Raw genomic sequence first — 19962 nt, 5'->3', positions numbered from 1 at the left:
TATGCGCGCCACGTATACCAATCCCTCACGGAGCGGATTGGATGGATAGGCTCGACGAAGCGCTACGGACGGAGCGACCGCGGATGACGAGGTTGCCGGGGAGACCCACTAACTGCCCACGCTGTGGTGGGCGGCTGGCCCGCGACAACGACACCGGCCGCTGCGCCGCCTGCCAGACGGCGCAGCGGGACCGGCTCATCACACCGCCGACCTTGCCGGCAAGCTTCTGGGAACACGAACCGATCCGGCAGGCCCTGACCGAGCGACACCTCGGCCGGGTCTTCCGCGCCTACCGCTGTCATCCGTACCACGGCCGCGAACCGCTGCCGCAGCGTACGGTGGCCGGCTGGCTCGGCATGACCCAGGCGCAACTCAGCCGCATCGAGAATGGTCCACCGATCGTGCACCTCGACCGCCTGGCGCACTGGTCGAAGATCCTCGGCATCCCGGCCCGCGTGCTGTGGTTCAAGCCTCCGGCCTCGATGGTTGGCACCGAAGGGGCGGCTGCCGGAGTCAGCATTGCCACGGACTGGCCGGAGTCGACAAAGATCGCGGACACTGGGGACGTGACGCGACGGGAACTACTGCGCATCCTCACGATGGCCAGTGCTCTGATGGGCGGACCCGCCGCACACAGCGTCGATTGGGAACGCGCTGGTTCCTCAACGGCCGGATCGCCGTCGCCGGGCGCCGGCACCCTGCGACAGTACGAGATGGTGAACGCCTCCCTGTGGAAGGCATACGGCGCAGCGATGCCGAAGCACGCCGCCGCCCCGATGGTCCGTCAGCAACTCGGGATCGTGACTGACGCGCTGCGGCTGTCCAACGCTCCCGACGTCCATCGGCGGCTGTGCGCCGTCGTGGCCGACCTGCTTCAGCTCACCGGCGAACTGGCCTTCGATGCCGGCAACCATGAGGAGGCCGGCCGCTGCTACTCCCTCGCCGCGACCGCCTGCCGCGAGGCCCAGGCGTACGACCTCTGGGCCTGCGCCATGACCCGGTACGCCTACCTGAGCCTCTATCAGCAGGCGTACTCCGACGCGAAGGCGATGCTCGACGCAGCGGCGCGACTGGCCGCGAACGGCGACAGCCAACTGTCCACCAGGCAATGGGTCCAGTCGGTCCGAGCCCAGGCGCTGGCGCGTCTCGGGCAGGTTGACGAATGCCGCCGAGCGCTCGACTCAGCGGAATCCGTCAGCTCGTTGACCGGCGAGGTGCACAACGGCGGATGGCTGCGCTTCGACGGGTCACGAACAACCGAGGAACGTGGCAACTGCTACGTAGCGCTGGGACGGCCAACCCTCGCTGAGCCTGTCCTCATGGAGGCCGTCAGCCAGGGTCTGTCGGTGCGCCGACGCGGGATCGTCATGATCGATCTCGCGCTGGTCGGCGTCCAGCGCGGCGACGTCTACCAGGCCGTACACTTCGGCGCCGCCGCCTTGGACGCCGAGCGACAGGGCCAGTCCGGCGTACTCAAACAGCGGCTCTTGGACCTGCGGACGGAGCTGAAGCCGTTCGGCGGCGACCACCACGTGCGCCACTTGACCCAGCAGATCACCGCCGCCGTCACGACCCCGGTCGCCGGCTGGAAACCTGAGGAGCAGGCAGATGACCGTTGAAGCAGGCCAGGTCTTCCGGGATGCGTGGATCGCCGGGGTCCGAGCCCACCATCCCGGCGAGCCCAAGCCCGGTTACGTCACGCCCTGGGAGGCGATGCCTGATTGGGAGCGAGCCAGCGCCACCGCCGTGTACGAGCAGGTCGTCGCCTTTCTGGCGGCCACGGACGGCGCTGCCCGGAGGCTGAGCCGGGAGCAGAAGGGGCGCTTCGTCGCGCTGTGCTGGATCGGTCAGATCCACAAGCACTTCCCGAATCCCAAACCGTCGTACGTCGCTGACTGGGCCGACCTGCCAAGCTGGCAGCAGGAGACCGACGCCGACATCTTCGAGAGCATCGCGGAACGAAGCGCACCCATCTAGCCCGGAGGATGGATTCAGCTCACGCCGGTGATCGCCTTGACCAGGTTGATGCCGAAGTAGAACACGAACGCCACCGCGACCGCCCAGAGCAGCGGGTGGATCTGGCGGGCCCGGCCCTGCGCCACCCGGATCGCCACCCAGCTCACGAAGCCGGCGCCGATGCCGTTGGTGATCGAGTAGGTGAACGGCATCAGCGTCATGGTCAGGAACGCCGGCACGGCCACCCCGAGGTCGGTGAAGTCGATGTCCTTGACCTGGCGGATCATCAGCGCGCCGACCACCACGAGCGCCGGGCCGGCGGCCTCGCTGGGCACCAGCGACACCAGCGGGGTGAGCAGCAGCGCGCCGAGGAAGAGCACGCCGGTGACCACGCTGGTCAGGCCGGTCCGGCCGCCGTCGGCGATGCCCGAGGACGACTCGACGTACGTGGTGGCGGACGAGGCGCTGCCCGCGCCGCCGGCGACCGCGGCGACGCCGTCGACGAAGAGCACCTTGCCCAGGCGGGGCATGTCGGTGCCGTCGGAGGTCGCCAGGTTCGCCTGCTTGGCCAGGCCGACCGTGGTGCCCATGACGTCGAAGAAGTCGGCCAGCACCAGCGTGAACACCAGCAGCAGCGCGGTCATCACGCCGACGTGGGCGAACGCGCCGAACGACACGTTGCCGACCAGGTGCAGGTCGGGCTTCTGGATCAGCGGGTCCGGCAGCGTCGGCACGTTGAGCCGCCACCCCTGCGGGTTGGGCTTGCCGTCGACGAACGCCGGACCGGGCTTGGCAAGCACGTTCACGATCACCGCGACCACCGTGGTGACGACGATGCCGATCAGCACGCCGGCCTTGACCTTGCGGGCCACCAGGATGCCGGTGACCAGCAGGCCGACCAGGAACACGACGGTGGTCCAGCCGCGCAGCGTGCCGTCGCCGCCGAGCTGCACCGGGACCGTGGTGCCGGCCGCGTCCGGCACCCGCCGGACCAGGCCGCCGTCCACGAACCCGATCATGGCGATGAACAGGCCGATGCCGGCGGCGATGGCGGCCTTCAGCTCGGCCGGGATGGCCCGGAAGACGGCCTTGCGGAAGCCGGTCAGCACCAGCACGGTGATGATCAGGCCCTCGACGACCACCAGGCCCATGGCCTCGGCCCAGGTCATCTGCGAGGCCACCGCGTACGCGACGAACGCGTTCAGCCCGAGGCCGGTGGCGACCGCGAACGGCACCCGGCCGACGACCCCCATCATGATCGTCATGACGGCGGCGACCAGGGCGGTGACGCCGGCGACCGGCCCGATGCCGAGCAGGTTGCCGTCGGCGTCCGGCGCGGTGCCGATGATCAGGGGGTTCAGGACCACGATGTAGGCCATCGTGGCGAACGTGGCGACTCCGGCGAGCACCTCGCGCCGCACGGTCGAGCCGCGACGGGTGATCTCGAAGTAGCGGTCGAGGCGGCCGCGCGGGGCGGGTTCCGCCGGCTCCACCGGGGCAGCAGGATCCTGCGTGGACACGCGCATGGCGTGGCGTACTCCGTTCCGGGTTGGCCCGCCGGTCGTCGCCGGACGGGCGGTGGGGGTGCAGCCGTCCCGTTGCGGTTGGCCCGGAGAACGTCGGGACGGCTGGGCTCCACGGACACCGTGAAGCACTACGAAGCCGCATCCCGGTGGCCGGGAGACGACTTCGCGACGCCCACCCTAACCGTCGGGTAACCCGGCCTGAGCTGCCGCTGAGCGCGGCGAGGCCTGCGGCGTGGGCAAGATCACTCGCGGTCGCGGGGCCGGGCGCGCAGGTGGGCCCGCTCGCCCTGGCTGCCGAACAGGCTGAGGAACTCCACCCCGTCGTCGTCGGCGCGCCCGAACCAGTGCGGCACCCGGGTGTCGAACTCGGCCGCCTCGCCCGGGGCGAGCACCAGGTCGTGCTCGCCCAGCACCAGCCGCAGCCGCCCGTTGAGCACGTAGACCCACTCGTACCCCTCGTGGGTCTTCGGTTCGGGCTCGGCCCGGCCGCCGGCCGGGATGATCAGCTTGTAGGCCTGGATGCCGCCGGGGCGGCGGGTGAGCGGCAGCATGGTCATCCCGAACGCGGCGACCGGCCGCAGGTGGATGCGGGGGTCGCCGGTGGGTGGCGCGCCGACCAGTTCGTCCAGCGTGACGCCGTGCGCCTTGGCCAGCGGGAGCAGCAGTTCGAGGGTGGGTCGCCGGCCGCCCGACTCCAGCCGGGACAGCGTGCTGACCGAGATGCCGGTGGCGGCGGAGAGGTCGGCGAGCGTGGTTTCCCGCTCGCGGCGCAGCGCCCGCAGGCGCGGGCCGACCGCGTCGAGGGCCCGGTCGAGGTCGTCCATGCCACCAGTTTGCCACAACGGCAACAATGTTTGCGGTTCTGCCCGGGGCCGTCGCAGGCTGGTCGCGGAGGTGGTCACGATGACCGAGCTACGGACGGACGACTACGAGGTGGTGGTGATCGGCGGCGGCGCGGCCGGCCTGAGCGGGGCGCTCATGCTGGCCCGGTCGCGCCGGTCGGTGCTGGTGATCGACGGCGGCGCGCCGCGCAACGCGCCGGCCGAGGGGGTGCACGCGCTGCTCGCCCTCGACGGCGTGCCGCCGGCCGAGCTGCTGGCCCGCGGACGCGACGAGGTCCGTCGCTACGGCGGTGACCTGCTCGCCGCCCAGGTCGAGGCGGTCACCCGCGACGGGACGGGGTTCGAGCTGGCGCTGGCCGACGGCCGCCGGGTCCGCGCCGGCCGGGTACTGGTGGCGACCGGCCTGGTGGACGAGCTGCCGGACGTCGCCGGGCTGCGGGAACGCTGGGGCCGGGACGTGGTGCACTGCCCGTACTGCCACGGGTGGGAGGTGCGGGACCGGGCGATCGGGGTCGTCGGCAGCGGCCCGCTGTCGGTGCACCAGGCGCTGCTGTTCCGCCAGTGGAGCGACGACGTGGTCTATTTCCGCCACACCGCGCCGCCGCTCACCGACGAGCAGGCCGAGCAGCTCGCCGCGCGCGGCGTGCCGGTGGTCGAGGGCGAGGTCGCGGCCGTCGAGGTCGTCGGCGACCGGTTGACCGGGGTACGCCTGCGCGACGGCCGGACGGTCGCCCGCGAGGTGCTGACCGTCGCGCCCCGGATGGTGGCGCGGACCGGGTTCCTGGCGGCGCTGGGCCTGCGCGCGGTGCCGCACGAGAGCGGGTCCGGCGAGTACGTGCCGGCCGACCCGACGGGGCGTACCGATGTCCCCGGGGTGTGGGTGGCGGGCAACGTGACCGACCTGTCGGCGCAGGTCGGCGCCGCCGCGGCGGCCGGCGCCCGGGCCGCCGCGATGATCAACGCGGACCTGGTGGCCGAGGAGACCCGCCGGGCGGTCGAGGCACACCGCGCGGCGGCCGAGCACGCGAAACAGCCCTAACCTGACAATTCTTCCCCTAGGTTGGAATGCGCAGGAGTAGTCGAGCGCGGGGGGCGACGTGGAGAGCTATCCGGCGATCGAGGATCACGGGCTCATCGGCGACCTGCAGACTGCCGCGCTGGTGACCTGCGACGGCACGATCGACTGGTTCTGCGCGCCGCGCTTCGACTCGCCGAGCGTCTTCGCCGCCCTGCTGGACAAGGAGAAGGGCGGCTACTTCCGCATCGCCCCGCACGACGTCCGGTACGTGACCAAGCAGCTCTACCTGCCCGGCACACCGATCCTGATCACCCGGTTCATCAGCGCCGACGGCGTCGCCGAGGTGATGGACTTCATGCCGGTCACCGGCGAGCGGGCCACCGACGCGCACCGCCTGGTCCGCATGGTCAACATGGTCCGGGGCAGCATGCGCTTCCGGGTGGAGTGCCGGCCCCGGTTCGACTACGCCCGGCAGCAGCACCAGCTCGAACGCCACCGGAACGGGTACGTCTTCCGCAGCCCGTCGGCGACGCTCACGTTCAACCCGGTCGACCCGGTGCGCCAACTGATCTCGCAGAGCGGCGACATCCACCTGGACGGCGGCGACCTGGTCGCGTACGGCACGTTGAACGAGGGCGACACCGGCGGCGTGGTGCTGGAGACGGCCGGCACGGAACCCCGGATCATCCCGCCGGAAGAGGTCCAGGGAATGTTCGAGTGGACCCGGGACTACTGGCGGCGCTGGGTCGAACGCTCCCGCTACACCGGCCGCTGGCGGGAGATGGTCGAGCGCTCGGCCATCACGCTGAAGCTGATGACGTACGCGCCGACCGGCGCGATGATCGCCGCGCCCACCGCCGCGCTGCCCGAACTGGTCGGCGGCACCCGCAACTGGGACTACCGCTACACCTGGGTCCGCGACACGTCGTTCTCCGTGCACGCGCTGCTCGGCCTCGGCTTCACCGAGGAGGTCAGCCGCTACATGGACTGGCTGGACGAGCGGATCCGCGAGGCCGGCGACCACCAGGACCCACTGAAGATCATGTATCGGGTGGACGGCTCGTCCGACCTGCACGAGGAGGTGCTCGACCACCTGGAGGGCTACCGGGGCTCACGCCCGGTGCGGATCGGCAACGGCGCCGCCGACCAACTCCAGCTCGACATCCACGGCGAGGCGCTCTACGCCATGCACCTCGCCGACGAGCAGGGCATCCGGGTGTCGCACCAGGTGTGGAAGAGCACCGTCCGGATGATCGACTGGCTCTGCCACAACTGGGACCAGCGCGACGCCGGCATCTGGGAGAGCCGCCACCACCCCCGCAACTACACGTTCGGCCGGGTGATGTCCTGGGTGGCGCTGGACCGGGCGATCCGGCTGGCCACCCGCACCGGCCGCCCCGGGGACATGTCCTGCTGGGTCGAGCAACGCAACCGGATCTACAACCAGGTCATGGCCCGCGGCTACCACCGGGAACGCGGCAGCTTCGTGCAGGCGTACGACGAGAACGTGCTGGACGCCGCGCTGCTGGCGATGCCGTCGGTGGGGTTCGTGACCCCCAGCGACCCGCTGTGGACGTCCACGCTGGCCTCGATCGAGCGGGACCTGGTCTCGGACAGCCTGGTGCACCGCTACGACCCGGTGCACTCCCCCGACGGCCTCCCCGGCCACGAGGGCACGTTCAACATGTGCACCTTCTGGTACGTCGAGGCGCTGGCCCGCACCGGCCGCCTGGACGACGCCCGGCTCACCTTCGAGAAGATGTTCACCTTCAGCAACCACCTCGGCCTGTACGCCGAGGAGATCGCCGCGACCGGCGAGCAGATCGGCAACTACCCGCAGGCGTTCAGCCACCTGTCGCTGATCAATTCGGCGCTGGCGCTCAACGACCTGCTGGACGCCGAGGCCGACGCCCGCCGCCGCCAGTAGGGCACCGGCAAACTCCCTTGTGCGTGGGACCGCCGCCTGCGACGCTCCGACGGTGATCGACAAGCCGGACGTGGACGAGCGATCCCTGGCCGCCGAGGTCGCCGCCGCCTGGGCGCTCGACGTCGCCGGCCTGACGTTCCTGCCGGTCGGGCTGGACGGGCAGGCCTGGGCCTACCGGGTCGACACGTCCGACGGCCGGCGCTGGTTCCTCAAGCTGCGCCATGGCGCGTTCACCCCGGCCGCCGTCCGGCTGCCCGGCTTCCTCCGCGCGCACGGCGTCCGGCAGGTCGTCGCGCCGGTCGGTGGGACGCACCGGTTCGGTGACCACCACCTGCTGCTCTACCCGTACGTCGAGGGCGGCAGCCTCTGGAGTCGCGGCCTCACCGACCGCCAGTGGACCGCGTACGGCGACTTCCTCGGCCACCTGCACGCGGTGACGCCGAGTCCCGAGATCGCCGCCGTGCTGCCGACCGAGACCTACCGGTCGGACGCCGGGCAGCGGGTGCGCACGCTGGGCGGGCAGGCCGCGGCGAGCGCGTCCCTCGGCGCCTTCTGGCACCGGTACGGCGACGCGCTGCACCGGCTGGCGGAGACGGTCGACGCGCTGGCCGCCCGCGTGCCGCGCACGCCGCACGTCGTCTGCCACGCCGACGTCCACCCCGGCAACCTGATCGCCGACGGCGACGGCCCGCTGCACGTGGTGGACTGGGACGCGCCGATTCTCGCGCCGCGCGAGCGGGACCTGATGTTCGTGCTGAGCCGGGACTTCGGCGACCACCCGGCCGACGCGCGCCGCGCCGCGCTCTTCCGCCGGGGCTACGGGCCGGTGGAACCGGAGCCGACGGTGCTGAGCTACTACCGGGCCGAACGGCACCTCGACGACGTCGCCGCGTTCCTGGCCGGCGTCCTCGACCCCGGCGCCAGCGCCGAGTCCCGGGCCAACGACCTCCACTGGCTCACCCGCATCGCCGAGACCGTCGCCGACCCCGGCTACACGCCCTGAGACGGGTCGGGCTCAGCCGGGCACCGTGCCGACCCGGATCCGGTTGCCGTCCGGGTCGGTGACCTCGAAGTCCCGCCCCCAGTCCTGGCTCCGGACCTCGACCCCGCCGCACGCCGCCGCCAGCGCGTCGACGTCGTCCACGTAGAGGTAGAGCAACGTGCCGGGGGTGGCGTCGCCGGCGTGCTCGGACAGGTGGATCTCCATGCCGGGGCGGGCGATGCCGGTGTAGCGCGGCAGGTCGGGCGCGAACCGGTGCTCGAACTGCCGGGTGAAGCCCAGGCGGGCGTACCAGGCCACGGCGACGTCCGCGTCGCGGACCCGCAGGATCGGGGCCAGTCGTTCGGTCATGCCGGGATTGTGCCGCACCGGTGTGTCATCCGGCGGCGATGTGGGCACCAACCGTCGATGGTGGAGGAACGGGGGTCCGGCGCGGAGCCGGTGGTGCTGTTCGCGTCCCGATGGTGGCCGGCGGTGCTCGTCCCGCTCGGGCTGCTCGCCCTGGCCGCCGCGCTCGCGTTCACCCTGCCCAGAAGCATCGGCTCGCTCATCACGCCCCTCGGGATGACGGCCGCCAGCGTCGTCACCGCGTGGCGCCACCGCGACGGCGCGCTGCTCGCCGACGACACCGGCCTGCTGGTCCGGAACCGGGGCACGGTCACCCGCAGCTACCGGTGGTCCGAGATCCGCGAGGCCACGCTGACCCGCCCGGGCTTCGGGCGACTCGCGCTCGCCGTGTTCCCGGACGGAGGGCCGTGGGACGTCCCCGGCCCCAACAACGCGACAATGGTCGGACGGGTCTGGCAGTGGCGGCGGCCGGACCCGGAAACCCGGGAGAGGGTGGAAGCGGTGCTGCGGACCCACGGTGTTCGGGTCGCCGATCCACTCACGTGACCGTGCCGGCGCACGGTCAGCCGAGAGTAGGAACAAAAGCGACATATTTACTGTTTACCCATCAAAGCGGCGGAATGGCACTAGCTTCTGACCATGCCGCTGCTCACGTTCCGCCCGTACCTCCAGACCTTCAGCCTGGCGCTGCTGCTCGCCGGATCACTCGCCGGCGCGCCCGCTGCCGGCGGCGACCCGGCGACGGCCGGAACCGCCGCGGACCGGCCCGCCCCAACACCGAGCAGCGCCCCGGAACCGGGCGCCGGAGCGGGCCCGACGGTGGACCGCGTGCCCCTGCGGCAACCCCGACTGCTGCCCCGGCCCGGTACTCCCGCCCCGACGACGCCGCCCCCGCTGACCGCGCCGCACCGGGGTGACCTCGACCCGACGTTCGGCACCCGAGGCGTGACGCTCACCGGCTTTCCCGACCGGGCGGTCGGCGCCAGTTCGGTCGTCACCCTGCCGGACGGCTCGCTCGTGGCCGGCGGCGGCGACATCGACGCCGGATCGGCCGACTTCCTGCTCACCCGCTACCACTGCGACGGCACGCTCGACCGCCGGTTCGGCACCGCCGGCCGCGTCACCACCCCGATGCCCGGTCAGGGCGGCGGCGTCCAGGGCCTCTCGGCGGACCGGCAGCGCCGGATCGTGGCCGCCGGCACCGCCAGCCTCGGCACCGGCGACCAGATCGGCTTCGCGCTGGTCCGCTACCTGCCCGACGGACGGCCCGATCCCCGCTTCGGCACCGCCGGCCGGGTGATCCAGCAGATCGGCCCGGTCGGCAACGCCGGCGCCAGCGCCGTACTCGTCCAGCCCGACAAAAAGATCGTGGTGGCCGGCGGCGCCACCGACGCCGACGGCAACGCCGTCTTCGCGGCAGCCCGGTTCCGGACCGACGGACGGCTCGACCCCACGTTCGGCGACGGCGGTGCCACGCTGGTGCTGATCCCCGGCGGCGACGCCTCGGCGTTCGCGGTCACCCGGCAGCGCGACGGGAAGATCGTGCTGGCCGGCGCGGCGATCGGCCCCGGCGTGGTCGGCCAGCAGTTCGCGCTGGTCCGCCTCACCACCGTCGGGCGTCCCGACCCGACCTTCGGCGGCGACGGCATCGTCACCGCGCAGAACGTGCCCAGCCAGGGCCAGGGCGGCGCCACCGACGTGGCGGTCGACGCCGACGGCACCATCCTCGCCGGCGGGCTCGGGCAGACCGCCACGGGGCGGGGCGAGTTCGGGCTGATGCGGTTCCGCCCGGACGGCACGCTCGACCCGACGTTCGGCGACGGCACCGGCAAGGTGCTCACCGAGTTCGAGGGCGGCTCGGTCATCCGGCGGGTGCTGCTGCGGCCGCGGGGCCGGATCGTGGCCGTCGGCGCCGCCGGCCAGCCGTCCACCGTCGCGCTCGCCGGCTACCTGCGCAACGGCGACCTCGACCCGAGCTTCGGCGACGACGGGCGGACCACCACGGCGGTCGGCGCGCTGTCGGCCGGGCTGGGCGGGACCGTGCAGTTCGACCGGATCGTGGTGGCCGGCGCCTCCGGCAACGACAGCCTCACCGAGGGCCGCTTCCTGCTGGCCCGCTACCTCGACGGCCGCGCCGCACACTGCCCGCGTCGGGCGTGCGAGCGCACCCCGAGCACGTACGGCCTGGGCTGACGGGGTCCGGCCGTACGTGCCCGGAACGAGTGCGGCGTGCTCCCATGTCGGAGGCCGCGTACGGTGACGGGCAAGATCCACGGCAGGATCGCCGGCTGGAGGACGACGCGATGGACACGCCGCATGCGTACGCACCCTCGACCCTGCGTGACGTGGGCGAGGACGACGACGGTGTCTATGTCATCGCGGTCGGTGAGACCGGTGATCCGGAGTCCTGGCAGTTGGCTCTGATGGAGTGCGACGAGGAGGCCGCGGAAGACCCGCAGGAGATCGCCCTGGGCTGCGACACCTACTGCCTGGTGGTCGATCCGGGGCAGGCGACGCACTACGGCGGGGTCCTCGAATGCGAGGTGGCCGGAACACGACTGAGGCTCAGCCTCACGAGCGAGGCAGCGGCGGCGCTCGCGCTGCCTGCCGATGTCTCCTTCGGCCTGAGCCTGACCGCCGATCAGGTTGCGCTACTCAAGCGTGGCCTGGCCCGTGTTCTCTCGTCCGGCCGCACGAATGCCCGACCCGTGCTCCTGCAGATCTAGGTCAGCGGGCGCGGCGGTAGTGCACGGAGAGCACGCCGTTGCTCATCGGCTCGGCCGACAGCAGTTCGAGCCGGCGGGTGGTGGGCAGCCCGCCCTGGTACAGGGTCGGTCCGTGCCCGGCAATCATGGGTTGGACCAGCAGCTTGTACTCGTCGATCAGGTCCAGCCGGTCGAGTTCGGTCGCGAGCTTGCCGCTCCCGACCAGGACCCCGTCCGGGGTGGCGTCCTTGAGCTTCTGCACGCCCTCGCGGAGATCGCCGGTGAGGTGGTGGCTGTTGGCCCACGGGAAGTCCGTGCGGGTCGCCGACACCACGTACTTGGGTTGAGCATCCAGCGTGGTCGCCCACCGACGCAGGGCCGGCGGGGCCTCCACGTCACCGCGGGCGACGGCCGGCCAGTAGCTCTCCATCATCTCGTAGGTGACGCGGCCCCACAGCATCGCTCCGCTCTCGTCCAGGAGACGGGTGAAGAAGGCGTGCGTCTCGTCGTCGGCGATCCCCTCCTGGTGATCGACGCAACCATCCACAGTGACGTTGATGCTGAAGGTGAGCAGGCCCATGGCCGGAGAGCCTATCGGTATCGGGCTCGGATGGTTCCGCATGACATCCGGCTCTCACTAGATTTGGAAGCGCTCTCACATCCAGTGTGTGAGCCAGCCCGACCTCGGACGAGTCGAATGCGTGAGGCCCCATGGAGAGCATCACCAAGAACCGGCAGACACCCGCCACGCTGCGCGCGATGATCGCTCGCGCCTACGGTGCCCACCAGGTACCGCACGAACAGAGCCAGGACTGGGTCCGCGAGCTCGGACACGGCTGGTTCAACGTCGCGTACCGCATCCGGCTGCGGGACGGGCGACAGGTCGTCCTCAAGATCGCGCCTCCGCCGCATGTCGAGGTCATGACTTACGAGCACGGCGCCATGGCCGTCGAACTCGCCGCGCTGGAACTCATCCGCAGCAACACCGGCGTGCCCGTGCCCGTCGTCGACTACGCCGACCGCAGCCACGAACTGTGCGATGCCGACTACTTCTTCATGCCCTACGTCGACGCGGACAACCTCGGCATCGTCAAGGACACCCTCCCACCCGGCACGCTCGACGCGTACAACGAGGCACTGGGGGCGGTCACCCGCGACCTGAACAGCATCCGCGGTCAGGCGTTCGGCCCTCTCGCCGGGCCCGGCGACCCCAGTTGGCGCGCCTGCTTCAATCGGATGATCAGTGACGTCCTTCGCGACGGGGAACGGCGCGCCGTCGACCTGGGCTACGACTACCGCCTCGTCCGCGACCTCATCACCGCCCACGCGGACTACCTCGACGAGGTCACCGAACCCCGCTTCGTCGAGTGGGACCTGTGGGACAGCAACGTCATGGTCCGGGACGGCCGCATCGTGTGCATCATCGACCATGAACGCGCCTTCTACGGCGACCCGCTCATCGAAGCCGGCTTCACCGCTGTCGACCTGCCCGCCTTCGGCGACCCCTCGGCATTCGTCCGCGGCTACGGCCATCCCGAATTCAGTGACAACCAGCGACGACGTCGCATGCTCTACACCCTCTATCTGATCCTCATCATGATCATCGAAACGAGGTATCGCGGCCATGCGGACACCCGTCAGTACGACTGGGCCCGCGACCGCCTGCACGAGGTCATGGCGCTGTTCGGCAGGGACGCCCGCTGAGAACGGCCGCCCGTCCGGTTGACGGTGCCGGCGCGCTCGGCAGCCGCCCGATCGGGCGGCTGCTGTGGCACACCTGCTCCCAGACCACCTTGTCGGTCGGCGTCTACGGAATCTATGCCCTGACCAACGCCTGGTTCGTCGCCCGTGGCGTCGGCACCGACGCCATGGCCGCGGTCAACCTCGCCGCCCCCGTTCTGCTGATCCTCGGAGCGGTGTCGACCACCGTCGGGGCCGGCGGTGCGTCACTTGTGTCGCGGCGCCTCGGCGCCGGTGACACCGCGGGTGCCGCGCGCGCCGCCGGGAACGCCTTCGCCGTCTTCTGGACGGCCGCCGCCACCGTCACCGTCGCCGGCCTGCTCGCCCTTGAGCCGCTGCTCACCGTCCTCGGCGCGCAGGACGCCACCCGTGGCGCGACCCGCGACTACACCGTCGTGCTGCTCTGCGGGGCGCTTGTCTCCACCGGCTTCTCCAGCCTCGTCCGCGCCGAAGGCCGCCTGCGGTACGCCACCATGCTCTGGCTGATCCCCGTCCTGGTCCAGATAACCCTCGACCCGCTGCTCATCTTCGGCCTGGACATGGGCGTGCGTGGCGCGGCGCTCGGCACCGTCGGCGGGCAGGCGGTCTCCGCCGCCATGAGCCTGTGGTTCTTCTTCGCCCAACGCGAGCGCTCCTACCGCATCACCACCGGTGACTTACGCCCACACGGCCCGACCCTTCGAGCACTGATCGGCATCGGAGCCCCGTCGTTCCTCGCCGGCTTCGGCGCGACCCTGCTCGCGGTGCTGGTGAACAACGTCCTCGCCGCCACCGCGGCCGGCGCGACCGCCCTGGCCGCCTACGCCGTCTGTGCCCGCGTCCAGACCTTCGTGACCATGCCGCAGCTCGGCATCAGCCAGGGACTGCAACCCGTTGTCGGCTACAACGCGGGCCGAGGGCTCACCGACCGCGTCGACCGGGCCCGCACACTCGCCCTGCGCGCCACCATCGCCTACGGCGCGCTCGCCGCTTCGGCCGTCACCCTGCTCGCCGGGCCACTCGTCGCCGTCTTCACCGACGACATCGCCGTCACCCCGATCGCGGAGAACGCGCTGCGCATCATCGCCCTCGGCACCGTCGCCGCCGGAGTCACCCCGCTCACCTCGGCCTACTTCCAGTCCCTCGGCCGGGCCACCCCGTCATACCTGCTCTCCGCCGGCAGCCTCGTCCTCATCAAGGCCCCCCTCGTGCTGGCCGCAAGCGGCACCACCGTCACCGGGACATGGATCAGCATTGCCGTCGGGGAAGGCGCGTCCGCACTCGCGGCGCTCGCCCTCGTGCGCCACACCCGACAGCGCAGCCGGGCCTCGCTGCCGCCGTGTCCGCCACGCCCCTGAAAAGGGATCCCCCCTACGGCGGTTCTCGCGGGTGGTGTGTGGTGGGCGCGGCAGGTTTCGAACCTGCGACCCCTCGCTTGTAAGGCGAGTGCTCTCCCACTGAGCTACGCGCCCGGAACGCCCGTACGGCGGGCCGGAGCGGCAAGCTTACCTGCCGCCTCCGGCCCGGTCGAACGACCTGTCCAGGGGTGGATCAGCCGGCGACGGCCTCGGCCAGCGCCTTGCGCCAGCCCTGCTGGTCGCGTGCCTCACCGGGCATGTTCATCTCGGCGAAGCGGACCACGCCGGCCTTGTCGATGACGAAGGTGCCCCGGTTGGCGATGCCGGCGACGTCGTTGAAGACGCCGTACGCCTGGGCCACCGCGCCGTGCGGCCAGAAGTCGGCCAGCAGCGGGAACTGGTAGCCCTCCCGGTCGGCCCAGATCTTGTGGGCGTAGACCGAGTCGACGCTGACGGTCAGCACCTGGACGTCGTCGTTGACGTAGTCGTTGAGGTTGTCCCGCACCTCGCACAGCTCACCCTGGCAGATGCCGGTGAAGGCGAGCGGGTAGAAGACCAGCAGCACGGTCTTGCGACCGCGCAGGTCCGAGAGCCGGACCTCCTGGTTGTTCTGGTCCTTGAGCAGGAAGTCGGGCGCCTCGGCGCCAACCTCGATCGGCATGCCTGCGCTCCTACTTCTTGCTCTTGGAGCCGCGTCGCAGCACCAGGCGGGCGCCGCTCCAGTCGCGGCCGGCGTTGATGGTGGAGGTCTGCTGGAGCCCGGCGGTCTGGGCGCTCTCGGCGACCTCGCTCGGCTCGACGTGGCCGTCCCGGCCGGCCTTCGGCGTCAGGAGCCAGACCACGCCGTTGTCCGCCAGCGGCCCGAGGGCGTCGACGAGGAGCTCGAAGAGGTCACCGTCGCCGTCGCGGTGCCAGACCAGAACCGCGTCGACCACCTCGTCGGTGTCCTCGTCGACCAGTTCTCCACAGCGGTCGGTCAGGGCGTCCCGGAGATCGGTGTCGACGTCGTCGTCGTAGCCCATCTCCATGACGACCATGCCCGGCTCGATCCCGAACCGGTCCGCCAGGCTGCGTACCCCGTCGGCGGCCTGACCAGCGGTCGCGCTCACTGTCGCGTGCCTCCTCGTCTCATCCCTGCTCCGGCGTCGTGTGACGCCGTGGTGCCCAGTCCACACAGTTGCGGCTCGCTGCGCAAGTGGCGCACCGGGTGGAACGGAATTTACCGTGCCAGCAGCGTACGGGCACCCTGGGTAATGGCTTCCTCGGACACCAGAACCTGATGGGCAGCCGGACCTAATGGTACAAAAGAGTCAAGTGCCGCCACCCGGCGCGCCGCACCGACGTAACCGGTGTCGACGAGCGCGGACAGCACCCCCTCCCCCACCCCGCCGGACCGCCTGGTCTCGTCCACCACCAGCACCCGACCGGTCGCCGAGGCCTCCCGGATGATGTCCGCCACCGGCAGCGGGGCGAGCCAGCGCAGGTCCACCACCCGACTGCCGACGCCCTCCTCGGCCAGCGTGGCCGCCGCCCGCAGCGACATCCGCACCCCGTTACCGAAGGTGATGATGGTGAGGTCCTCGGCGGAGCCGATCCCGTACACCCGGGCCCGGCCGACCGGCACGTGCCGGTCCGCCCAGGCGCCCGGCTCGGCGTACTCGGCCAGCCACTCGCCGTCGCCGTCGGCGTAGAGGTCGCGGGAGTGGTAGAGCGCGATCGGCTCCAGGAAGACGCAGACCGCGCCGTCCACCCGGGCCGCCGCCAGGCAGGTCCGCAGCATCGGCGCCGCGTCGTCCGGCCGGGCCGGCACCGCGATCACCAGCCCCGGCACGTCCCGCAGCACCGCCACCGAGTTGTCGTTGTGGAAGTGCCCGCCGAAGCCCTCCTGGTAGGCCAGGCCGGCCACCCGCACCACCATCGGGTTGCGGAACGCGCCCCGGGAGAAGAAGCGCATGGTGGCCGCCTCGCCCCGGAGCTGGTCCTCGGCGTTGTGCAGGTAGGCCAGGTACTGGATCTCCGGCACCGGCAGCATGCCGGCCAGCCCGGCGCCGAGCCCGAGACCGAGGATCGAGGTCTCGTCGAGCAGCGTGTCGAACACCCGCGCCGCGCCGAAGCGGTCCCGCAGGCCCTTGGTCACCCCGTACACCCCGCCCTTGGCGGCCACGTCCTCACCGAACACGGCCATCCGCGGGTGGTCGAGCATGCCGTCGGCGAGCGCCGCGTTGATGCTCTGCGCCAGCGTCAGCGGCCCGGTCAGCTCCGGCGGCTTGCCGCCGAACGCCTCCGCCCGCGCCGCGGCCCCCGGACCGGTCGCGTGCGCCGCCGACTCGGCGACCGCCCGGGACACCCGCACCGGCCGGCGGGGCGCCAGCTCCGACACCACCTCGACCGGGGACGCCAGCTTCGGCTCGTCAAGCACCTCCTCGGCGATGCGCCGGAGCTGCCAGCCCCGCTCGTCGTACCGGGCGAGCAGTTCCTCCCCGCCGGCGTAACCGGCTGCCACCAGCCGGCGGGCGGTGACCAGCAGCGGGTCCCGCGCCTCGTCCGCGGCGATCTCCGCCGGACTCCGGTACGCGGTCTCCACGTCCGCCCCGGCGTGCCCCATCAGCCGGACCGTGCTCAGGTGCAGCACCGCGGGCCGGCGGTGCCGGCGCACCCAGGCCGCCGCCTCCGCCGCCACCCGGTGCGCCTGCACCGCGTCGGTGCCGTCCGCGGCGAAGTAGCGGATGCCGGGCCGGGACCGCAGCATCGTGGCCACCCACCCCTCGGGCGAGCGCACGCTGATGCCGAGCCCGTTGTCCTCGCAGACGAACAGGACCGGGATCCGCAGGCCGGTGTGGTCGTACCAGCCGGCGGTGTTGAGTGCGGCGGTGGCGGTGGCGTGGTTGATCGAGGCGTCGCCGAACGAGCAGACCACCACCGCGTCCGGCGGCCAGGACGCCACCTCCGGGTCACCGTCGGCGCGCGGGCCGCCCCGGCGCAGCCGCTCCAGGGCCAGCCCCAGCCCGACCGCCCGGGGCAGGTGCGAGGCGACGGTGGAGGTGGTCGGCACGACCGCGAGGTCGGCCCGGCCGAAGACCTTGTGCCGGCCGCCGGCGATCGGTTCCGCGGCGGAGGCGACCATGCCCCGCAGCACGTCGCGCGCCGCCGCCGCGTAGGCGTCGTCGAGCGACGGCGACGGCAGATCGGGTACGCCTGCCGTCGCGCCGCCGTCCGCGTCCCCGGCCACGCCGACCCGATCGGGTACGCCGGGAGTCGCGCCGCCGTCCGCGTCCACGGTCACGCCGGCCCCGGTCGGCAGCCGCACCGCCTCGACGCCCGCCTCATCCGGCAGGTCGCCTCCTGCGACTCCGGCACCCGACCGTTGCCCACCGTCGTCCACATCTCCCGTAACGGCGTCAGTCACCGCCGGATCGAGATCTTGGTAGGAAACGGCCCCCATAGGGGCACTTTCGTACCAAGATCTCGACGGATCCCGGTCTTCGGAACGATCATCTCGGTAAGCGGGAGAAGCAGGGTCGATGGCGTCCGGGTCGGTGAGGTCCGACAGGTCCGGCGCGCCATCCTGGCGGGGGGCCGACGCAGGCGAACCATCCGCGCCGAGGGCCGACGAAACAGGCGAGCCGTCCGGACGGGAGGCCGACGCCCCGGGCGGGGACGGCGGGCTGAACGGGAAATCGCCGGCCGCCTGGGCGGCGCGCAGGCAGTAGAACGCCCCGGACCGGTAGTGCAGCAGCGCCGGGTCGGTCGGACGCAGCGCGGCGGCCACCGCGGCGTTCCCCTCGTGGCCGGCCGAGCCGATCGTGTAGTAGCCCTCGCCGAACCCGCGCAGCCAGCGCCCGGCCAGGTCGAGCAGCCGGCTGGTGAGCTGCGCGTCGAACAGGGCCAGCGCCTGCGCCCCGGTCAGCGAACCGTCGCCGGGCAGCGGTTCGCCGAGGTCGCGCCGCCGCTCAGGCGTGCCGAGCGCAGCCAGGTCGGCGCGGAGCCGGTCGTCGAGATCGTGCGGGGTGGTCACGTCGGACAGCATTACCGACTCGGACCCGCCTCGCCCAGTCGGACACGTTCCGCCCGGCGTGGCTCAGATCTCCCCGCACGCCTCGGGACAGCCGCCGTCGGACACCTTCCAGACCAGCTCGTGCAGCGTGGCCAACTCGGCCGCGCTCAGGCCGTCGAGCAGTCGGGAGTCCGACATCACCTGCCGGAGCCGGTCGCGCACCTGCCGGCCGCGCGCGGTGACCACGAGCGTCTTCTGCCGCCGGTCGGTCGGGTCGGTGCGCCGCTCCACCAGGCCGGCCTGCTCCAGCTTGTCGGCCAGGCCGGTCACGTTGGACCGGTCGCAGCCGAGTTGCTCGGCGAGGTCGCGGGCCGGCAGCGGGTGGTCGGGGTCCAGCTCGTGCAGCGCCCGGCCGGCCGCCGGGGTGAGCCCCAGCGCGGCGATCGCCTCGTCCTGGTGGTGCCGCAGCGCGGCGGCCACGTGCAGGATCCGACGCACGGCCTCCCCGGCCAGGACGGCCCGGTCGCCCGGTGCGGCGGTGGAAGGCACCATGCCCGCCATCATACGTGACCAAGCAACAATTGACCCGGTCCACTACATGACGGGCGGTGTCCGGCTCAGCCGGCCAGGAACGAGAAGCGGACCTGGCGGTCCGGGTTGTCGCCGTTCGGGTCGACCAGGCAGATCGACTGCCAGGTGCCGAGCTGGAGCCGCCCGTCGAGCACCGGCAGCGTGGCGTACGGGGGCACGAGAGCCGGCAGCACGTGGTCGCGCCCGTGCCCGGGTGAGCCGTGCCGGTGCCGCCACCTGTCGTCGGTGGGGAGCAGGTCGTCGAGCGCCCGGAGCAGGTCGTCGTCCGAGCCGGCGCCGGTCTCGATGATCGCCAGCCCGGCGGTGGCGTGCGGGACGAAGACGTGCAGCAACCCGTCGCCGGCCCCGGCGACGAAGCGCTCGGCCTCGGCCGTGATGTCCCGGACGGTGGGCCGGGAACCGGTCCGGACGCTGATCACCTCACTGCGCATACGGCGCATTCTGCCGCAGCGGCTCAGTTCCCGCCGCCGCCACCGCAGTCCCCGCCGCTGCCTCCGCCGCCGTCCCCCGAGCCGTAGTCGGGCATCTGGCCGCCGCCGGTCTCCGGGCCGGGCGTGTGCGGGAGGACGGCGGCGCCGCCGGCCGCCTCCCGGTAGCCGGCGCCGAACCGGCGGCGGTGGCGGATCTCGTCGACGCCGGCGAGGGCCAGCATCACGCCGACGCCGATGCCGATCGCCCAGCCGGACCCCCATTCCGGGGTACGCGCGATCTCCCGGGCCAGCGCGACCGCCGAGCCCACGATGAGCAGCGCTCCCACCGCCACCAGCACATGACCCGCCCGAACCGGCCGTCCCCGCATGCCGGCAGGGTAGCCGGGGTGGCCAACCACGGGCCGGACGGCGCGGCCGGTGATCGCACAAAGTTACCGACGGGTACCTGTGTTCAGCATCGCGTCTGGGGGAGGCAGACGTGACGACGAGCGCCACCAGGGGGCAGGATGGCGCTAGAGACCTATCCCACACAGAACCGAGGGAACGC

General features: G+C 72.2%; 19 protein-coding genes, 1 tRNA gene and 2 pseudogenes. 10 read left to right on the top strand and 12 right to left on the bottom strand.

Annotation, left to right across the window (positions count from 1 at the left end):
- The first annotated feature begins 83 nt into the window (after positions 1-83).
- Together H1D33_RS01910 and H1D33_RS01905 are read left to right on the top strand one after the other, a co-directional pair.
- The gene (locus tag H1D33_RS01910; RefSeq protein WP_181569702.1) at positions 84-1619 is read left to right on the top strand and encodes a helix-turn-helix domain-containing protein; all 1536 of its coding nucleotides are present in this window, start codon (positions 84-86) and stop codon (positions 1617-1619) included.
- Positions 1609-1977 carry a hypothetical protein gene (locus tag H1D33_RS01905; RefSeq protein ID WP_181569703.1) on the top strand — a complete coding sequence of 123 codons (369 nt, stop codon included), beginning with the start codon at positions 1609-1611 and terminating at the stop codon, positions 1975-1977. Before H1D33_RS01910 ends, H1D33_RS01905 begins: the two co-directional genes overlap by 11 nt.
- Before the next feature lie 14 nt (positions 1978-1991).
- Here H1D33_RS01905 and H1D33_RS01900 read toward each other — a convergent pair whose 3' ends face one another.
- Positions 1992-3482: an NCS2 family permease gene (locus H1D33_RS01900; RefSeq protein WP_181569704.1), complete on the bottom strand. Its 1491-nt coding sequence runs from the start codon at positions 3480-3482 to the stop codon at positions 1992-1994.
- Positions 3483-3724: 242 nt separating this feature from the next.
- On the bottom strand, positions 3725-4306 hold the full coding sequence (locus tag H1D33_RS01895) for a helix-turn-helix domain-containing protein (RefSeq protein WP_181569705.1): 582 nt from the start codon (positions 4304-4306) through the stop codon (positions 3725-3727).
- Between the two features lie 79 nt (positions 4307-4385).
- Between H1D33_RS01895 and H1D33_RS01890 the strand changes: the two genes are divergently transcribed.
- The 3 genes from H1D33_RS01890 to H1D33_RS01880 are packed head-to-tail and all read left to right on the top strand — an operon-like array spanning position 4386 to position 8272.
- Positions 4386-5363, top strand: coding sequence for an NAD(P)/FAD-dependent oxidoreductase (locus tag H1D33_RS01890; protein ID WP_181569706.1), 978 nt, complete (start codon positions 4386-4388; stop codon positions 5361-5363).
- 58 nt (positions 5364-5421) lie between these two features.
- Positions 5422-7269: a glycoside hydrolase family 15 protein gene (locus H1D33_RS01885; RefSeq protein ID WP_181569707.1), complete on the top strand. Its 1848-nt coding sequence runs from the start codon at positions 5422-5424 to the stop codon at positions 7267-7269.
- Positions 7270-7321: 52 nt separating this feature from the next.
- On the top strand, positions 7322-8272 hold the full coding sequence (locus tag H1D33_RS01880) for a phosphotransferase enzyme family protein (RefSeq protein WP_181569708.1): 951 nt from the start codon (positions 7322-7324) through the stop codon (positions 8270-8272).
- Between the two features lie 12 nt (positions 8273-8284).
- Here the strand turns inward: H1D33_RS01880 and H1D33_RS01875 are convergent, their stop codons facing one another.
- A complete protein-coding gene (locus H1D33_RS01875) occupies positions 8285-8620 on the bottom strand; it encodes a glyoxalase superfamily protein (RefSeq protein ID WP_181569709.1) in 336 nt (111 codons plus the stop codon).
- 57 nt (positions 8621-8677) lie between these two features.
- Between H1D33_RS01875 and H1D33_RS01870 the strand changes: the two genes are divergently transcribed.
- From H1D33_RS01870 to H1D33_RS01860, 3 genes are all read left to right on the top strand, one after another.
- Positions 8678-9163: a hypothetical protein gene (locus H1D33_RS01870; RefSeq protein ID WP_181569710.1), complete on the top strand. Its 486-nt coding sequence runs from the start codon at positions 8678-8680 to the stop codon at positions 9161-9163.
- A gap of 93 nt (positions 9164-9256) precedes the next feature.
- Entirely contained in the window at positions 9257-10810 is a 1554-nt protein-coding gene (locus tag H1D33_RS01865) for a hypothetical protein (RefSeq protein WP_181569711.1), read from the top strand.
- A 44-nt stretch (positions 10811-10854) separates the two neighbouring features.
- Positions 10855-11343 (top strand): Imm10 family immunity protein, encoded by a 489-nt coding sequence (locus H1D33_RS01860; protein WP_181569712.1) that lies wholly within the window; start codon positions 10855-10857, stop codon positions 11341-11343.
- Between the two features lies 1 nt (position 11344).
- On the opposite strand, the gene H1D33_RS01855 is transcribed toward H1D33_RS01860, so the two are convergent.
- Complete coding sequence (locus H1D33_RS01855) at positions 11345-11902, bottom strand: dihydrofolate reductase family protein (RefSeq protein WP_181569713.1); 558 nt, start codon at positions 11900-11902, stop codon at positions 11345-11347.
- Between the two features lie 131 nt (positions 11903-12033).
- Here H1D33_RS01855 and H1D33_RS01850 point away from each other — a divergent pair, with 131 nt between their 5' ends.
- Positions 12034-13026, top strand: a complete 993-nt coding sequence (locus H1D33_RS01850) for a phosphotransferase family protein (RefSeq protein WP_181569714.1) — start codon at positions 12034-12036, stop codon at positions 13024-13026.
- An 89-nt stretch (positions 13027-13115) separates the two neighbouring features.
- Positions 13116-14399, top strand: a complete 1284-nt coding sequence (locus H1D33_RS01845) for an MATE family efflux transporter (protein WP_220138723.1) — start codon at positions 13116-13118, stop codon at positions 14397-14399.
- Between the two features lie 39 nt (positions 14400-14438).
- On the opposite strand, the gene H1D33_RS01840 is transcribed toward H1D33_RS01845, so the two are convergent.
- The 8 genes and pseudogenes from H1D33_RS01840 to H1D33_RS01810 all read right to left on the bottom strand — a co-directional run bounded on the left by H1D33_RS01840 (position 14439) and on the right by H1D33_RS01810 (position 19783).
- A tRNA-Val gene (locus H1D33_RS01840) sits at positions 14439-14513 on the bottom strand.
- Positions 14514-14592: 79 nt separating this feature from the next.
- Positions 14593-15060, bottom strand: coding sequence for a peroxiredoxin (locus tag H1D33_RS01835; RefSeq protein ID WP_181569715.1), 468 nt, complete (start codon positions 15058-15060; stop codon positions 14593-14595).
- Between the two features lie 10 nt (positions 15061-15070).
- Positions 15071-15508 (bottom strand): DUF3052 domain-containing protein, encoded by a 438-nt coding sequence (locus H1D33_RS01830; protein ID WP_091572628.1) that lies wholly within the window; start codon positions 15506-15508, stop codon positions 15071-15073.
- A gap of 110 nt (positions 15509-15618) precedes the next feature.
- Positions 15619-17562 (bottom strand): annotated as a pseudogene (locus H1D33_RS01825) (transketolase C-terminal domain-containing protein); the annotation flags it as partial.
- Positions 17563-18077: 515 nt separating this feature from the next.
- A pseudogene (locus H1D33_RS30240) lies at positions 18078-18426 on the bottom strand (transketolase); the annotation flags it as partial.
- Between the two features lie 51 nt (positions 18427-18477).
- A complete protein-coding gene (locus H1D33_RS01820) occupies positions 18478-18945 on the bottom strand; it encodes a MarR family winged helix-turn-helix transcriptional regulator (RefSeq protein WP_246411744.1) in 468 nt (155 codons plus the stop codon).
- 65 nt (positions 18946-19010) lie between these two features.
- Entirely contained in the window at positions 19011-19415 is a 405-nt protein-coding gene (locus H1D33_RS01815) for a secondary thiamine-phosphate synthase enzyme YjbQ (RefSeq protein ID WP_181569717.1), read from the bottom strand.
- A 23-nt stretch (positions 19416-19438) separates the two neighbouring features.
- Positions 19439-19783, bottom strand: a complete 345-nt coding sequence (locus tag H1D33_RS01810) for a hypothetical protein (protein WP_181569718.1) — start codon at positions 19781-19783, stop codon at positions 19439-19441.
- Positions 19784-19962 lie beyond the last annotated feature (179 nt).

This window comes from Micromonospora ferruginea, from assembly GCF_013694245.2.
Taxonomy (GTDB): domain Bacteria; phylum Actinomycetota; class Actinomycetes; order Mycobacteriales; family Micromonosporaceae; genus Micromonospora; species Micromonospora robiginosa.
This window is presented reverse-complemented; position numbering and strand designations above follow the sequence as displayed.

Excerpts from the sequence above, each read along its gene's own strand:
- H1D33_RS01810 (WP_181569718.1), bottom strand. The coding sequence starts at position 19,783 with ATGCGGGGACGGCCGGTTCGGGCGGGTCATGTGCTGGTGGCGGTGGGA.
- H1D33_RS01870 (WP_181569710.1), top strand. The coding sequence starts at position 8,678 with ATGGTGGAGGAACGGGGGTCCGGCGCGGAGCCGGTGGTGCTGTTCGCG.
- H1D33_RS01910 (WP_181569702.1), top strand. The coding sequence starts at position 84 with ATGACGAGGTTGCCGGGGAGACCCACTAACTGCCCACGCTGTGGTGGG.
- H1D33_RS01850 (WP_181569714.1), top strand. The coding sequence starts at position 12,034 with ATGGAGAGCATCACCAAGAACCGGCAGACACCCGCCACGCTGCGCGCG.
- H1D33_RS01900 (WP_181569704.1), bottom strand. The coding sequence starts at position 3,482 with ATGCGCGTGTCCACGCAGGATCCTGCTGCCCCGGTGGAGCCGGCGGAA.
- H1D33_RS01855 (WP_181569713.1), bottom strand. The coding sequence starts at position 11,902 with ATGGGCCTGCTCACCTTCAGCATCAACGTCACTGTGGATGGTTGCGTC.
- H1D33_RS01865 (WP_181569711.1), top strand. The coding sequence starts at position 9,257 with ATGCCGCTGCTCACGTTCCGCCCGTACCTCCAGACCTTCAGCCTGGCG.
- H1D33_RS01895 (WP_181569705.1), bottom strand. The coding sequence starts at position 4,306 with ATGGACGACCTCGACCGGGCCCTCGACGCGGTCGGCCCGCGCCTGCGG.
- H1D33_RS01890 (WP_181569706.1), top strand. The coding sequence starts at position 4,386 with ATGACCGAGCTACGGACGGACGACTACGAGGTGGTGGTGATCGGCGGC.
- H1D33_RS01860 (WP_181569712.1), top strand. The coding sequence starts at position 10,855 with ATGTCGGAGGCCGCGTACGGTGACGGGCAAGATCCACGGCAGGATCGC.
- H1D33_RS01815 (WP_181569717.1), bottom strand. The coding sequence starts at position 19,415 with ATGCGCAGTGAGGTGATCAGCGTCCGGACCGGTTCCCGGCCCACCGTC.
- H1D33_RS01835 (WP_181569715.1), bottom strand. The coding sequence starts at position 15,060 with ATGCCGATCGAGGTTGGCGCCGAGGCGCCCGACTTCCTGCTCAAGGAC.
- H1D33_RS01820 (WP_246411744.1), bottom strand. The coding sequence starts at position 18,945 with ATGGTGCCTTCCACCGCCGCACCGGGCGACCGGGCCGTCCTGGCCGGG.
- H1D33_RS01875 (WP_181569709.1), bottom strand. The coding sequence starts at position 8,620 with ATGACCGAACGACTGGCCCCGATCCTGCGGGTCCGCGACGCGGACGTC.
- H1D33_RS01905 (WP_181569703.1), top strand. The coding sequence starts at position 1,609 with ATGACCGTTGAAGCAGGCCAGGTCTTCCGGGATGCGTGGATCGCCGGG.